The sequence below is a fragment of the Nocardioides sp. NPDC101246 genome (assembly GCF_044767415.1).
GTDB lineage: Bacteria > Actinomycetota > Actinomycetes > Propionibacteriales > Nocardioidaceae > Nocardioides.
Genome location: NZ_JBIWNX010000005.1, coordinates 118,229 through 132,901, shown reverse-complemented (window position 1 = coordinate 132,901; position 14,673 = coordinate 118,229). Strand labels below are relative to the sequence as shown.

The following is a 14,673-nucleotide window of genomic DNA, read 5'->3' as shown; positions in this document are numbered from 1 at the left end:
AGTGCGCATTCACCGAGTCACCTCGGTCAGCATCCAGGGAGGACGCATGAGCAAGTACGACCAGCCCGACCGCCGCCCGGCGGTGATCACCGGTGCCTCCTCGGGGATCGGCGCGGAGACCGCGAAGGCGTTGGCCATGGCAGGGTTCCCGGTCGCGCTGGGCGCCCGGAGGGTCGAGCGGATCGAGGCGGTCGCCGCGGCGATCCGGGCCGACGGGGGAGAGGCGGTCGCGCACCCGCTGGACGTGACCTCCGAGGACTCGGTGGCCGAGTTCGCCGCGAAGGTGGCCGCGGACCTCGGCGACGTCGAGGTCCTGGTCAGCAACGCCGGCGTCACCCACCCGGGTGCCACGGTCGACGTCGACACCGCGACCTTCGCGGGACAGGTCGACATCAACCTGCTCGGCGCCCACCGCGTCCTGCGTGCCTTCGGGCCCGGGATGATCGAACGGCAACGCGGCGACCTGGTCTTCCTCTCCTCCGACGTGGCGCTGAGGCCGCGACCGTTCATGGGGGCGTACGCAGCCTCCAAGTGGGGCCTCGAAGGCATGGTCAACGCGCTCCAGATGGAGCTCGAGGGCACCGGGGTCCGGGCCTCGATCGTGCGACCCGGTCCCACCCACTCCGACATCGGCAACGAGTGGCCCGCCGAGCTCGGCGGGTTCGTGCTGGAGCAGTGGGTCAGGTGGGGCCTCGCGCGCCATCCGCACTTCCTCAAGACTCAGGCGCTGGCCGATGCGATCACCTCGGTCGTGACCGCCAAGCGCGGAGTCCACATCAGCACCATCGACGTCAACCCCGAAGCCCCTGTGCAGGAGGCACGATGACGATCCCCACCGTCTCCACCGTCCTGGACGACCAGGACCCGAGCGTCCCCGAGATCATCCGCGGCACCGGGCACCTGCCCGAGATGCGGGTCGACCCGATCTCGCTGTTCACCCGAGTCCGCGAGGAGTGCGGAGACCTCGGACGCTTCCGCCTCGCCGACAAGGACGTCGTCCTGGTCACCGGGGCCGAGGCCAACGAGGCGTTCTTCCGGGCGCCCGACGAGGTGCTCGACCAGGCGGCGGCGTACCCGTTCATGACGCCGATCTTCGGCAAGGGCGTCGTCTTCGACGCCTCGCCGGAGGAGCGGCAGCAGATGCTGAAGAACCAGGCGCTGCGCGGCGACATGATGCGCGGGCACGCGCAGACGATCGAGGCCGAGATCCGCCGGATGATCGCCGGCTGGGGCGAGGAGGGCGAGATCGACCTGCTCGACTTCTTCGCCGAGCTGACCATCTACACGACCTCGGCGTGCCTGGTCGGGAAGCCGTTTCGCGAGGAGCTCGACTCGTCCTTCGCCCAGCACTATCACGAGCTGGAGCACGGCACGGACGCGATCGCGTACGTCGATGCCTACGCCGACATCGAGAGCTTCCGGATGCGCGATGCCGCCCGGGAGAAGCTCGTCGCGCTGGTCCAGGCGATCATCGACAAGAGAGTCGCGCGCGGCAAGGTGGCTCGGGAGGAGCGCGACCTCCTCGACGTGCTCATCTCGATCGACATGGACACCGACACCATCACCGGCGTCTTCATCTCGATGATGTTCGCCGGCCACCACACCTCCTCGGGGACCGCGTCGTGGGCGATGATCGAGCTGCTGCGCAACCCGTCGGTGATGGCCGACGTGGTGGCTGAGCTCGACGACCTCTACGCCGACGGCAGCGAGGTGTCATTCCAGGCGCTGCGCTCCATCCCGGTGCTCGAGGCGGCCCTGAAGGAGACGCTGCGGCTGCACCCGCCGCTGATCATCCTGATGCGGCTGGTGCGCGAGGACTTCGAGCTGCTCGGCGAGACCATCCCGGCCGGCACCCTGCTGGCCGCCTCGCCGCGGGTCTCCAACCGGATCGAGGCCGACTTCCCGAAGGCCGATTCCTTCTCCCCGAGCCGCTACATCGACCCGCGCCAGGAGGACATGCAGAACCGCTGGACCTGGATCCCGTTCGGTGCCGGCAAGCACCGCTGCGTCGGCAACGCGTTCGCGATGATGCAGATGAAGGCCATCTTCTCGGTCATCCTGCGCGACTACTCGTTCGAGGCGGCACAACCCCTGGAGTCCTACGCCGACGACTTCACCAAGATGGTGATCCAGCTCCAGCAGCCCTGCCGCGTCCGCTACCGGCGGCGGTCGTCGTGAAGCTGACCGCTGACCTGGGACTTTGCCAAGGGCACCAGGAGTGCCTCGCCGAGGCGCCGGAGCTCTTCGGCTTCGACGACGACAGCTACCAGGTCGTCGTACGCATCACCGAACCGTCCGGCGGCCAGCTCGACGCCGCGCGTGCGGCCGTCAAGTACTGCCCTGCTTTCGCTCTCACATTGGAGGACTGAATGGACCGCGCCGAGATCGAGGGTTTCTGGGCCCACTGGCTCGACCTCAACCGGAAGGCGGAGGCCGACGGCAACTGGTCGCCGCTGGCCGACGTGTATGCCGAGGACGCGACGTACGGCTGGATGTACACCCCCGACGAGCACTTCATGGCCGTGGGCCGCGAGCAGATCCGGGAGTGGGCGCTCGGCACCGAGATGGCCGGCCTCGAGGGCTGGCACTACGACTACCAGGCGACGGTCATCGACGACGTCAACGCCATGGTGATCGGCTTCTGGCGGCAGCGCGCCGGGATCGTCGACGACGCGACCGGCGAGGAGTACGAGATCCTCGGGATCGGCGGGTCCTGGTTCGGGATCGCGCCGCGGCCCGACGGCGACGGGCTGGAGTTCGCCTGGCAGCGGGACTGGTTCGACCTCGGGTCGACCGCGACCACCTTCCTCGACATCGTCAAGGCGAAGAAGGCGACCGCCGGGCTGCTGGAGCGGATGTCGCTCAACGGCATCGAGCAACCCGGCCACTACCGCCTCGCCGACCTGCCCTCGACCGTCTGGCCGCCGCCGGTGGCGGCCGGGAGCTTCGTGACCCAGGAGCTGCCGAGATGACGCGCATCCCCACCAACCCTCCCGCTCAGCAGCTCGTCGACGGCAAGCTCGGCGCGGCGAGCTCCGGCGAGACGTACGCCATCCTCAACCCGGCCACGGGGGCCGAGATCGGGCGCGCGCCCGACTCGACGGCCCAGGACATGGACGCCGCGATCGCCGCGGCACGCAAGGCCTTCGACGAGACCGACTGGTCGACCGATGTGGCGCTGCGGGTCCGGTGCCTGCGCCAGCTCCATCAGGCGATCCTCGACAACGCCGAGGCGCTGCGCGGGCTGACGACCGCCGAGGTCGGCGCTCCCGCGTTCCTGGTGGCCGGGCCGCAGTTCGACACCCCGGTCGAGACTCTGGCCTGGACGATCGACCTGGCCGAGTCCTACGAGTGGTCGCGAGACCTCGGTGTCGGGGTCACGATGGGCATCTCCTCACGACGGACCGTGCGGCGTGAGGCTGTCGGGGTCGTCGCGGCGATCACGCCGTGGAACTTCCCCAACCAGATCAACCTGGCCAAGATCGGCCCGGCTCTGGCCGCGGGCAACACGGTGATCCTCAAGCCGGCCCCGGACACCCCGTGGCTGGCCGCGGAGCTCGGCCGTCTGGTCGCCGAGCACACCGACATCCCGCCGGGCGTGTTCAACGTCGTCACCCCGCGCGACAACCGGGTGGCCGCGATGCTGGCCGAGGACCCGCGGGTCGACCTGGTCTCCTTCACCGGATCGACCGCCACCGGCCGGGCGATCATGGCGGCCGCGGCGCCCAGCCTGAAGAAGGTCTTCCTCGAGCTCGGCGGGAAGTCCGCGGCGATCGTCCTCGACGACGCCGACGTCTCCTCGGCCGCCTCGATGGCGGCCTTCTCGGTGGCCGTTCACGCAGGTCAGGGCTGTGCTCTGACCACCCGGCTGCTGGTGCCTCGCGCGTCCTACGACGCGGCCGTCGAGGCGGCCGCGGCCACGATGGCCTCCCTCGGCGCGGGCGACCCCGCCGATGCCGGCACCATCTGTGGCCCGGTGATCTCCGCGGTCCAACGCGACCGGATCCTCGGCTACCTCGCGCTCGCCGAGGAGGAGGGCGGCCGCATCGCCACCGGCGGCGCGGTCGCGGTCCAGGACGGCGAGCTCGCCGGTGGCTTCTGGATCCAGCCGACCGTCGTCGCCGGCCTCGACAACTCCGCCCGCGTCGCGCGCGAGGAGATCTTCGGCCCCGTGCTCACCGTGATCCCGCACGACGGCGACGACGATGCCGTACGCATCGCCAACGACTCGCCCTACGGCCTCTCCGGCTCCGTGGAGTCCGGGTCGCTGGAGCGCGCGAAGTCGGTGGCCGCCCGGATCCGCACCGGCACGATCGGCGTCAACGGCGGCCAGTGGTTCGGCCCCGACGCGCCCTTCGGCGGCTACAAGCAGTCCGGCCTCGGCCGGGAGATGGGTGTCGAAGGCTTCGAGGAGTACCTCGAGACCAAGCTCATCGCGGAGCCCGCATGACGCCCACTCGGCGCGTCTGTCTCAGCCAGGCCGGTCGAGTCGGCGCGTCTGTCCCGGTCTGGGCTGTCGAGCCGGCGCGTCTGTCCCGCAGCCCCGGCCAAGCCCGGGACAGACGCGCCGAGTGGGCCCGTATAGCCGGGACAGATGCCCCGAGTGGGCATGGGGAATCGGGACAGATGCGCCGAGTGGGCGCGGGAAAGGAGTAGGGAATGAGATTCACCGACAAGGTCATCGTCGTGACCGGGGCGGCGCAGGGGATCGGGGAGGCGTACGCAAGGGGGCTGGCCGCCGAGGGCGCTGCCGTCGTCGTCGCCGACCTGAACGAGGAGAAGGGGCAGCAGGTCGCCAAGGAGATCGAGGCGGCCGGCGGTGTCGCGAGATTCATCCGCTGCGACGTCTCCGACCACGCCTCGGCGGCCGCGCTGGTGACCGAGACGACCGAGGCGTACGGCGGGATCGACGGGCTGGTCAACAACGCCGCGATCTACGGCGACATGGCCTTCGACCTGCTGATCACCGTCGACTGGGACTACTACGAGAAGTTCATGAGCGTGAACCTCGACGGAGCCCTGGTGATGACCCGAGCCGTCTACCCGGCGATGCAGAAGCGGGGCGGCGGGGCGATCGTCAACCAGTCCTCCACCGCCGCCTACCTCTACTCCGGCTTCTACGGACTGGCCAAGGTCGGCATCAACGGCCTGACCCAGCAGCTCGCCCACGAGCTGGGCGGGATGAACATCCGGGTCAACGCGATCGCACCGGGCCCGACTGACACCGAGGCGACCCGGGTCCAGGCCGGTGACGCGGCCAAGGAGATGACGAAGGGCATGGCGATCAAGCGCCTCGGTACCACCGAGGACATGGTCGGGACCGCGAAGTTTCTCCTCTCCGAGGACTCCTCGTGGATCTCCGGCCAGATCATCGCCGTCGACGGTGGCGGGACGTTCCGGCTGTGAACGCGGTGCCGAGGACACGCGCCGGCTTCGTCGGGCTCGGCAACATCGGCAAGCCGATGGCGCTCCAGCTGGCTGGTACGGACGGGATCGAGCTGTGGGTGCACGACATCGCACCCGAGCCCGTCGCGGAGCTGAGCGCCGCGGGCGCGAAGACGACCGCCTCGGTCGCGGAGCTGGCGACCGCGGTCGACGTGCTCAGCGTGATGGTGCGCGACGACGACCAGGTGCGCCAGGTGCTCGCCGAGGTGCTCACCGCCGTCGGCGATCGGCCGGAGGGTGCCCCGCTGACGGTCCTCGTGCACTCCACGGTCGCCCCCAAGACCCCCGCCGAGCTGGCCGCGACCGCCCAGCCGCACGGTGTCCACGTGCTCGACGCCCCCGTCTCCGGCGGCCCGATGGGAGCCGCCGAGGGCACCCTGGCGATCCTCGTGGGCGGCAGCCCCGAGGCGTACGCGGCGGCCGGGCCGGTCCTGGCGGCGATGGGCTCCAAGGTCGTCCATGCCGGCCCGGTCGGCGCCGGGACCAGGTTCAAGCTTGCCCGCAACTTGCTCCACTTCGCCTCCTTCACCGCCGCCACCGAGGCCCACCGCCTCGCCGAGGCTGCCGGGCTGGACCTGGTGGCGCTCGGCGACGTCGTCCGCCACACCGACGCGATCACCGGCGGACCTGGCGCGATCATGCACCGCGACACCACCGCGCCGATCGAGGAGACCGACTTCTGGCACGGCGTCTTCGGCCACGTGGTCGCGCTGGGGGAGAAGGACCTCGGCTTCGCGATCGCGCTCGCCGACGAGCTCGGCGTCGAGGTGCCGCTCGCCCGGCTCGCGCTCGAGCGGCTGGCGCCGGGGCTGGGGATGTCCGGATCCGGACCGGCAGAACCGGTGGAGGACAAGTTCGCCGACCTCCCCGAGGCCCGCGCCCGCGGGCTGCGCAAGATGGAGGAGGTCTACGGCTTCGACATGGCCGACGGCGAGGGCGACTTCTTCCGCTACACCGCCGACCACCTCTTCGGAGACATCTGGCAGCGCCCGGGCCTGACCACCCGCGACCGCCGGCTCCTGCTGATCGGCCTGCTCGCCGGCCAGGGTGCGGCGGACGTGCTCGGGATCCAGGTCCCCGCGGCGTACGCCAACGGCGAGCTCTCCGAGGACGAGCTGCGCGAGATCGTCGTCTTCCTGAGCCACTACGCGGGATGGCCCAACGGTGCCAGGATGAACACGGTCGTCGAGGAGGCGATCGGCAAGGCCCGGAGGAAGGCTCAACGCTCATGACGTACGTCATCACCCAGTCCTGCTGCAACGACGCCTCCTGCGTCGAGGTCTGCCCGGTCGACTGCATCCACCCCGGCCCCGACGAGCCGGGGTTCGGCGCCGCCGAGATGCTCTACATCCACCCCGACGAGTGCATCGACTGCGGCGCCTGCGAGGACGCCTGCCCGGTGAACGCGATCTACCCGGACTACGAGGTCCCCGACGCCTTCGCGCCCTACGTCGACATCAACGCCGCCTTCTTCGAGTTCACGGGCGAGCAGGACGAGCCCATGCCGCTGCCGCCCTCCGGCACCAAGATCCCCGGCGGCCCGCTCAAGGTGGCAGTGGTCGGGGCCGGCCCCGCGGGCTGGTACGTCGCCCAGGAGCTCGCCACCACCCGCCGCTGCGACGTCGAGATCACCGTCATCGACCGGCTCGCGACCCCGTACGGCCTGGTCCGCTACGGCGTCGCACCGGACCACCTGGACACCAAGGAGGTGGCCGCGGACTTCGCCAAGACGGCCCGCCACCGCCGGGTGCGGACGCGCTACAACGTCGAGATCGGGCGAGACGTCACCCACGAGGAGCTGCTCGGCGCCCACCACGCGGTCGTCTACACGACCGGCGCGGGCGAGGGTCGCAGCCTCGGCCTGCCGGGGGAGGAGCTGCCGGGCTCGACCTCGGCCGCGGAGCTCGTCGGTTGGTACAACGGCCATCCCGACCGGGCCGCACTCACCTTCCCGCTCGCCCACGAGCGCGCCGTCGTCATCGGCAACGGCAACGTCGCGCTCGACCTGGCCCGGCTGCTGCTGGCCGACGAGGAGGCGCTGACCTCCTCCGACCTGGCCCCGGCCGCGCTCGAGGCCCTGGCCGCCAGCGGCATCCGCGAGGTCGTCGTCACCGCCCGTCGTGGCGCCGAGCACGCCGCCTTCACCAGCCCCGAGCTGCGCGCGCTGGCCGACGACCCGGGCATCGACGTCGTGGTCGAGGAGGCCGACCTCGCCGGACTCCCGACCCAGGACGGTGCGAGCGAGCGCAACGCCAGCACCTTCGCGGCGGTCCAGAAGGCCGACCTGCTCCGCGACCTGGCCGCCCGGCCGCGTACGAACGCCGCGAAGCGGCTGGTCCTCCGCTTCGGCCTGACCCCCACCGAGATCCTCGGTGCCGACACCGTCGCCGGGGTGAGGTTCGACGGCGGCGAGGAGATCGAGGCCGGACTGGTCGTCCGCGCCACCGGCTACCGCTCCGCAGGGGTCGACGGCGTCCCGCACGAGGAGGGCACCGGCCGCTTCACGCACGAGGCCGGCCGGGTGCTCGGCTCCCGGGCCACCTACACCGCGGGCTGGGCCAAGCGCGGCCCCAGCGGCGTGATCGGCACCAACCGCGCCTGCGCCGCCGAGACCGTACGCACTCTCCTGGACGACCACGCCGCCGGCTCGCTCGCCGACCCCGCCGGCGAGTCCCTCGACGATCTCCTGGCAGAGCGCGGGGTGATCGTCGTCGACCAGACCGGCTGGAACACCCTCGACACCCACGAGCGCGAGTCCGGCAAGGAGATCGGTCGGCCCCGCGTGAAGGTGACCGACCGCGAGGAACAGGTCCGCATCGCGGCTCTCGCCCGCGTCTGACCCCCACCCCACGCCGAGTCGGCGCATCCTGACAGAAAATATCGCCGAGTCGGCTCGTTATGACGAGCCGACTCGGCAGGGATCTCGGTCAGGACGAGCCGACTCGGCGGTCGGTTTGGCCGGTGCGCGTTGGGGAGGTCTGCAAGAGTGGGGGCAAACCGATTCCTCGGGGGAAAGGCACTCCATGTCAGGCAGCTACCAGGACTGGAACCAGTCGATCATCGACGAGTTCCGCTCGAACGACGGCAACGTCACCTCGGTGCCGTTCGGGCGCGGGCTCGTGCTCGTGCACCACACCGGCGCGAAGACCGGCACCGAGAGGGTCTCGCCGGTGGCCAACCTCCACCCGGACCCCGACACCTGGCTGATCGCCGCCTCCAAGGCCGGCGCGCCCGAGAACCCGGCGTGGTACCACAACCTGCTGGCCCACCCGGAGACCAAGATCGAGACCCCCGACGAGGGCGTCGTCGAGGTCGAGGTCACCGAGCTGAAGGACGCCGAGCGCGACGCCGCCTGGGAGCGGTTCAAGGAGATGAGCCCCGGGTTCGGCGAGTACGAGGCGAAGACCGACCGGGTCATCCCGATCCTCGCCCTGCGGCGGCGCTGAGCTCAGACCGGTGTGATCGGCAGCGACCGGCGCGGCTCGAAGGCGAAGTCCGCGCCGGTGCTGAACCGCACCACCGCGACCTCGGAGGCCTCGGGGGCGGGCTCGGGGCGGCGTACGACCTCGGCCCGCCAGCCGTCCTCGAGAGCGGTCACCTCGACGTCTAGGTGAGGGTCGAGGGCCTGCACCGCGGCCTGGAGCGGAACGGACCATTCCGGCCTGATCAGCGAGACCCAGGCACCGTCCTCGTCGGCGGCCGAGGGCCGCACGACGAGTGCGTCGGCATCCGCCTCGACCGAGACGTACGCAGCGGGGTTGAGCATCGGGTGGAGCGCGAGCAGCCGCACCGCTCCCTTGATGTCAGCTGGCAGCGAGAGAGCCCGGGCGAGGCGTGCGGCGGCGATGCCGGCGACCCCGACCAGCTGCTTGCGGCGGATGTCGACGAGCTGCTCGGGTGAGGTCGCGCGGGGCTCGAGCGCGAGCGTGAAGCCACGGTCGAGCAGCGCCATCTGCAGGCAGACCTCGTCGGCGATGCGCACCAGCGCCGAGTGGGAGAACCCGGCCAGGTCGAGATCGGAGAGGAGCGGCCCGGCATAGTCGGCCGCGCCGTCATCAGCACGATCGATCGGCGCCAGCTCGAGCAGAGCCGCCCGGGAACGCTCGTTGACGGCCAGCTCCGGGACGGCCTGCGCCTCGGGGTGGGAGTCGTCGATGACCACGGTCCAGCGACAGTGCGGCGTCCGGTCGGCCGGCATCCGCGGCGGCCGGTGGACCGGACGCACCTGGGCGCGGGGATGGGTCGCGATCGCGGTGGCGTCGAAGGTCGGGTCCTCGATGTCGTGGCACATGCCCCGGACGTACTCCTCGCCCATCGGCTCCACGTCCATCAGTGCCCCGCAGTGGTCGAGGTGGAACTCGCCGTGGTTGGCGTCGTGGACGGTGTAGCGGAAGTCCATGAACTGCGGCGGCGCGCCGATGTCGAGCTGGAGGCCCTTGAAGATGGTCGGTACGTCACCCTGTCCGGGCACCGCCGGCGCGTAGCCGAGCGCGGCCTGCATCCGACGGGTGTAGATCGGCGAGGCGGCGGCCCACTCCACGATCGCGATCCGCAGCATCTCCTCACGCCCGAACGCGGAGATGCACCACGCCATCCCGGAGCGGTCGATCAGCTGGCCGATCAGGAGGAGCTCGCGGACGACCTCGGCGAGCTCCTCCCTGGTCAGGTCGGCGTAGCGGGAGCGGGTCAACGGATGTGGAGCTTCCGCATCCAGCGCAACGACGTCTGCATCTGCTTGGCGTAGTCGTCGAAGGTCTGCTTGCCCTGCGGCCCCATGACCTGCTTCTTCAGGGTCGCGACGTTCTGGGTCTCGGTGTACTTCAGCAGCCCCTGGTCGCCGTGGCGGGCGCCGACGCCGGACTGCTTCATGCCGCCGGACGGGGTCGACTTCGAGGCGTACGCGGTGGCCAGGCCGTCGTTGATGTTGACGTTGCCCGACTCGATCCGCGCCGCGATCGCCTGGGCGCGCTTGAAGTTCGTGGTCCACACCGAGGCGTTGAGCCCGTAGTCGGTGTCGTTGGCCAGCTCGATCGCCTCCTCCAGGGTGGAGTAGCGGTGCAGCGAGACCACCGGCCCGAAGGTCTCGGTGACCCCGTGGAGCATCTCCTTGGTGGTGCCCTCGAGGATGGTCGGCTCGAAGAACGTCGGCCCGATGTCGGGGCGCGCCTTCCCGCCGGTCAGCACGGTGGCGCCCTTGGCGACCGCGTCCTCGACGTGCGACTGCACCCGCGCCAGGTGGTCGGGGGAGACCAGCGCGCCGAGGTCCGGCCCGAAGGCGTACGCCGCCTCGATCCGCATCCCCTCGACGGCGGCCACGAACTTGTCGCGGAACTCCTCGTACCTCGCATCGGGGATGTAGATCCGCTCGATGTGCATGCAGATCTGGCCGGTGTTGCCGAAGACGGCGAACATCGAGCCGCCGACGGTCTCGTCGATGTCGGCGTCGTCGAGGACGATCATCGGGTTCTTGCCGCCGAGCTCGAGGCAGGCGCCGATCAGGTTGCGCCCGGCCTGCTCGCCGATGACCCGGCCGGTGGCGGTCGAGCCGGTGAACATCGCGTAGTCGACGTTGTCCAGCATCGTCGGCCCGACGTCCGGGCCTTCGCCGCAGACGACCTGGAAGAGCCCCTTGGGCAGTCCGGCCTCCTCGAGCAGCGAGATCCCGAACAGCGGCGAGAGTGCGGTCTTGTTGTCAGGCTTGAGGAGCACCGCGTTGCCGGCCATGAGCGCCGGGATCGCGTCGGAGAGACCGGTCGCGAACGGGAAGTTCCACGGCGCGATGATCCCGACCAGACCCCGCGGCGGGTGGCGCTCGATCGAGCTCGACAGCACCGGCATCACGCCCGGGCGCTTCTTGTCCTTGAGCAGCTTCGGCGCCCGCTTGAGGTAGTGCGAGATCACCATCGGCGGGTCGCAGACCTCCTCGAACGCGATCCGGCGTGCCTTGCCCGACTCGGCCTGGATGAGGTCGGCGATCTTGTGCTGGTTGCGCAGGATCAGCTCGTGGGCCCGCTTGAAGACGGCCAGCCGCTCCGGCAGCGGCGTCGCCGCCCACGCCCGCTGCGCCGCCCGGCCGGCCGCGGCGGCCCGCTCCACGTCTTCCGGCGAGGATTGCGGCAGCGCCACCAGCACCTCGCCGGTGTAGACCTCGGTCAGCTTCCAGGACGCACCCGTCGAGGACGGGACCCGGGAGACCAACTCACCCAGCAGCTCCTCGGTGATCCAGTCGGGGCGGCGTACGCCTGCGGTCTTCGCGGTGTCAGTGCTCATGTCTGATTCCGATCAGCTGTTGAGGACGAAGGTTGCGCAACGGTCACCGATCATGACCGCCGGGGCGTTGGTGTTGCCGCCGATGATCGACGGCATGATCGACGCGTCGGCGACGCGGAGGCCGTCGATGCCGCGTACGCGGAGCTGCGGGTCGACCACGGCCCGCTCGTCGACGCCCATCCGGCAGGTGCCGACACCGTGGTAGATCGAGGTCGCCCGGTTGGTCACCTCGTCCTTCATCGCCTCGGCGTCGATCGCCTTGCCGGGGTGGATCTCCGACTTGACCTGGTCGCCGAAGGCCGGCGAGGCCATGATCTCGCGGATCATCTCCACGCCCTCGAGGAGTACGCGCTTGTCGTCGGGCTCGGCGAGGTAGTTGAAGTCGATCAGCGGCTCGGCCGTCGGGTCGGCGCTGCGCAGCCGCAGCGTCCCGCGCGAGCGCGGGTAGATCAGCGACGACATCACCGTCAGCGCGGCCCGCGGGTCGACGTCGTGGCGGATCGGCGCGTCCTGGTTGGGGGAGGGGTAGGCCCAGGGAAGGACGTGCAGCTGCAGGTCCGGTACGTCGGTGGCCAGCGAGGTGCGTACGAACCCGACGGTCTCGAAGACGGTGTGGCCGAGGATCGACTTCCCGACGGTCTGCTCCTTGAGGACCGCCTTGCCGAAGTAGCCCGCGGTGCCGTGGTGCAGGGCCGTCGGCATCTCCCACGTGGTCGGTACGAACATGTGGTCGTGCAGGTTGTCGCCGACCGGCAGCTCGTGGAGGGCCTGGATCCCGTGCTCGGCGAGGTGGGCGGAATGACCGATTCCGGAGAGCATCAGCAGCTGGGCCGAGCCGAAGACACCGGCGGAGACGATGACCTCCTGGGTGGCCGAGATCGTCTGAGGACCCTGTTTGGTGACGATCTCGACCCCCGTCGCCCGCCCGTTCTCGATCACGATCCTCGAGACGTGCACGCGGGTCAGCGTGGTCAGGGTGGGCAGCTCCTGGTCGTGGAGGTAACCCCGCGAGGCCGAGTAGCGCAGCCCGTCGATCGCGCTCTGCTGGAAGGTCGAGACGCCCTCCTGCTCGGCGCCGTTGTAGTCGTCGAGCACCTTCACGTCGAGGGTCTCGGCGGCGGCGCGCTGGAAGGAGAGCGACGCCTCGGTCGGCCGGGGGTGCTTCATGACCTTGATCGGCCCGCCCGTGCCGCGGTAGTCGGTGCCGCCGCCCTCGTAGTCCTCCACCCTTCGGTACGCCTCGTTGACCGAGTCCGCGTCCCAGCCGGTGTTGCCCTCGGCTGCCCAGGCGTCGTAGTTGGCCCGGTTGCCCCGGACCCACAGCAGGCCGTTGATGGAGGAGGAGCCGCCGAGCACCTTGCCGCGCGGCTGGGGCAGCTCGCGGTTACGGGCGTGCTGCTGGGGGACCGTGTGGTAGCCCCAGTCGACGAGCTTCTTCAGCCGCGGCTCGGCGTGCATCGGGCCGATCATGCCCGGCTTGGTGACCAGGTAGTTTCGCTTGTCGTTCTTGCCGGCTTCGAGCAGGATGACGGACTTGCCGGCCGCGGCCAGGCGGCCGGCGACGGCACAGCCGGCCGAGCCGGCGCCGACGACGACGTACTCGGCCTCGGTGACTTTCTCGCGCGCCATGAGGTCAGATCCTCTCGATGATCGTGGCGGTGGCCTGCGCGCCACCGGCGCACATGGAGACCAGGGCGGTGCTGGCGTCGCGGCGCTCGAGCTCGTGCAGCGCGGCGGTGAGCAGGCGGGTGCCGGTGGAGCCGACCGGGTGGCCGAGCGCGATCGCGCCGCCGTTGACGTTGATCTTCTCCTCGGGGACCTGGTGCACCTTGGCCCAGGACATGACCACGCCGGCGAAGGCCTCGTTGACCTCGGCGATGTCGATGTCGCCGATCGTCATCCCGGTGTCCTTCAGCGCCTTCTCGGTCGCCTGGACGGGGCCGTCGAGGTGGTAGTAGGGGTCGGAGCCGACGAGGTTGGAGGTGACGATCCGGGCCCGCGGGGTGAGCCCGAGGGAGGCGGCGACGTCGGAGTCCATCAGCAGCAGGGCCGAGGCGCCGTCGGAGATCTGCGAGGAGGTGCCGGCGGTGTGGGTGCCGCCCTCGAGCACCGGGCTGAGCCCGGCGAGCTTCTCGAGCGAGGTGTCGCGGATGCCCTGGTCCTCGGTGACGGTGCGTACCTCGCCGGTGGGCTTGCCCTCGTCGTCGAGCATGGGGGCCTCGACGGCGAAGATCTGGCTCTTGAAGCGGCCGGCGTCGCGCGCCTGGCGCGCCTTGACCTGCGACCACAGCCCGAACTCGTCGACCTCGTTGCGGGAGAACCCGCGGTCCTTCACGATCCGGTCGGCGCCCTCGAACTGGTTGGGCAGATCGATGTTCCAGTCCGCGGGACGTGGATCGCCGGCTCCCTTGGGCACGTTGGCGCCCAGCGGGATGCGTGACATCGACTCGATGCCGCAGGCGATGCCGACCTTGATCTGGTCGGAGGCGATCATCGCGTTGATCAGGTGCGTGGCCTGCTGGGCCGAGGAGCACTGCGCGTCGATGACCGTGGAGCCGGTGTGGATCGGCAGCCCGGCGTGGAGCCAGGCGCGGCGGACCATGTTGTTGGACTGCTCCCCGGCCTGGGAGACGCAGCCGCCGATGACCTGATCCACCAGGTCAGGGTCGAGACCGGCGCGCTTGAGCACCTCGACCTGGGCGGCACCGAGCAGGACGCCCGGGTGCAGACCCGCCAGCCAGCCCTTGCGTTTGCCGATAGGGGTACGGACGGCTTCGACGATGACGGGCGTGCCCATGGAACCTCGCTCTTCGGGGGTATCGACAAGTCGCTGGTGCGCGGCCGCGCACCGCCACGCCTGATGACGTGACACCGGTTACACTCGATTGTCCCAAAGTAGAACGTGTTCTCGTTTAGCGCAACCCTTGTGTGATCCTGGGCACTGTGTGACGATAAACT

General features: G+C 70.4%; 13 protein-coding genes. 9 read left to right on the top strand and 4 right to left on the bottom strand.

Annotation, left to right across the window (positions count from 1 at the left end; genetic code table 11):
* Positions 1–46 precede the first annotated feature (46 nt).
* From ACIRON_RS10705 to ACIRON_RS10665, 9 genes are all read left to right on the top strand, one after another.
* Positions 47–826 (top strand): SDR family oxidoreductase, encoded by a 780-nt coding sequence (locus ACIRON_RS10705; protein ID WP_402992310.1) that lies wholly within the window; start codon positions 47–49, stop codon positions 824–826.
* Positions 823–2,178, top strand: coding sequence for a cytochrome P450 (locus ACIRON_RS10700; protein ID WP_402992309.1), 1,356 nt, complete (start codon positions 823–825; stop codon positions 2,176–2,178). Before ACIRON_RS10705 ends, ACIRON_RS10700 begins: the two co-directional genes overlap by 4 nt.
* Positions 2,175–2,369: a ferredoxin gene (locus ACIRON_RS10695; protein WP_402992308.1), complete on the top strand. Its 195-nt coding sequence runs from the start codon at positions 2,175–2,177 to the stop codon at positions 2,367–2,369. Before ACIRON_RS10700 ends, ACIRON_RS10695 begins: the two co-directional genes overlap by 4 nt.
* Complete coding sequence (locus tag ACIRON_RS10690) at positions 2,370–2,972, top strand: hypothetical protein (protein WP_402992307.1); 603 nt, start codon at positions 2,370–2,372, stop codon at positions 2,970–2,972.
* Positions 2,969–4,450, top strand: a complete 1,482-nt coding sequence (locus ACIRON_RS10685; RefSeq protein WP_402992306.1) for an aldehyde dehydrogenase — start codon at positions 2,969–2,971, stop codon at positions 4,448–4,450. Before ACIRON_RS10690 ends, ACIRON_RS10685 begins: the two co-directional genes overlap by 4 nt.
* Positions 4,451–4,659: 209 nt before the next feature.
* Positions 4,660–5,406: an SDR family oxidoreductase gene (locus ACIRON_RS10680; protein ID WP_402992305.1), complete on the top strand. Its 747-nt coding sequence runs from the start codon at positions 4,660–4,662 to the stop codon at positions 5,404–5,406.
* Positions 5,407–5,411: 5 nt separating this feature from the next.
* Positions 5,412–6,677, top strand: a complete 1,266-nt coding sequence (locus ACIRON_RS10675) for an NAD(P)-binding domain-containing protein (protein ID WP_402992304.1) — start codon at positions 5,412–5,414, stop codon at positions 6,675–6,677.
* Positions 6,674–8,284 carry an FAD-dependent oxidoreductase gene (locus ACIRON_RS10670; protein ID WP_402992303.1) on the top strand — a complete coding sequence of 537 codons (1,611 nt, stop codon included), beginning with the start codon at positions 6,674–6,676 and terminating at the stop codon, positions 8,282–8,284. Before ACIRON_RS10675 ends, ACIRON_RS10670 begins: the two co-directional genes overlap by 4 nt.
* Positions 8,285–8,468: 184 nt before the next feature.
* Positions 8,469–8,891, top strand: a complete 423-nt coding sequence (locus tag ACIRON_RS10665) for a nitroreductase/quinone reductase family protein (protein WP_402992302.1) — start codon at positions 8,469–8,471, stop codon at positions 8,889–8,891.
* Positions 8,892–8,893: 2 nt separating this feature from the next.
* Here ACIRON_RS10665 and ACIRON_RS10660 read toward each other — a convergent pair whose 3' ends face one another.
* The 4 genes from ACIRON_RS10660 to ACIRON_RS10645 are packed head-to-tail and all read right to left on the bottom strand — an operon-like array spanning position 8,894 to position 14,512.
* Positions 8,894–10,135 (bottom strand): hypothetical protein, encoded by a 1,242-nt coding sequence (locus tag ACIRON_RS10660; RefSeq protein WP_402992301.1) that lies wholly within the window; start codon positions 10,133–10,135, stop codon positions 8,894–8,896.
* Positions 10,132–11,715, bottom strand: a complete 1,584-nt coding sequence (locus ACIRON_RS10655; protein WP_402992300.1) for a succinic semialdehyde dehydrogenase — start codon at positions 11,713–11,715, stop codon at positions 10,132–10,134. Before ACIRON_RS10655 ends, ACIRON_RS10660 begins: the two co-directional genes overlap by 4 nt.
* 12 nt (positions 11,716–11,727) lie before the next feature.
* Positions 11,728–13,344: a GMC family oxidoreductase gene (locus ACIRON_RS10650; RefSeq protein WP_402992299.1), complete on the bottom strand. Its 1,617-nt coding sequence runs from the start codon at positions 13,342–13,344 to the stop codon at positions 11,728–11,730.
* A gap of 4 nt (positions 13,345–13,348) precedes the next feature.
* The gene (locus ACIRON_RS10645; protein ID WP_402992298.1) at positions 13,349–14,512 is read right to left on the bottom strand and encodes a steroid 3-ketoacyl-CoA thiolase; all 1,164 of its coding nucleotides are present in this window, start codon (positions 14,510–14,512) and stop codon (positions 13,349–13,351) included.
* Between the last annotated feature and the right edge of the window lie 161 nt (positions 14,513–14,673).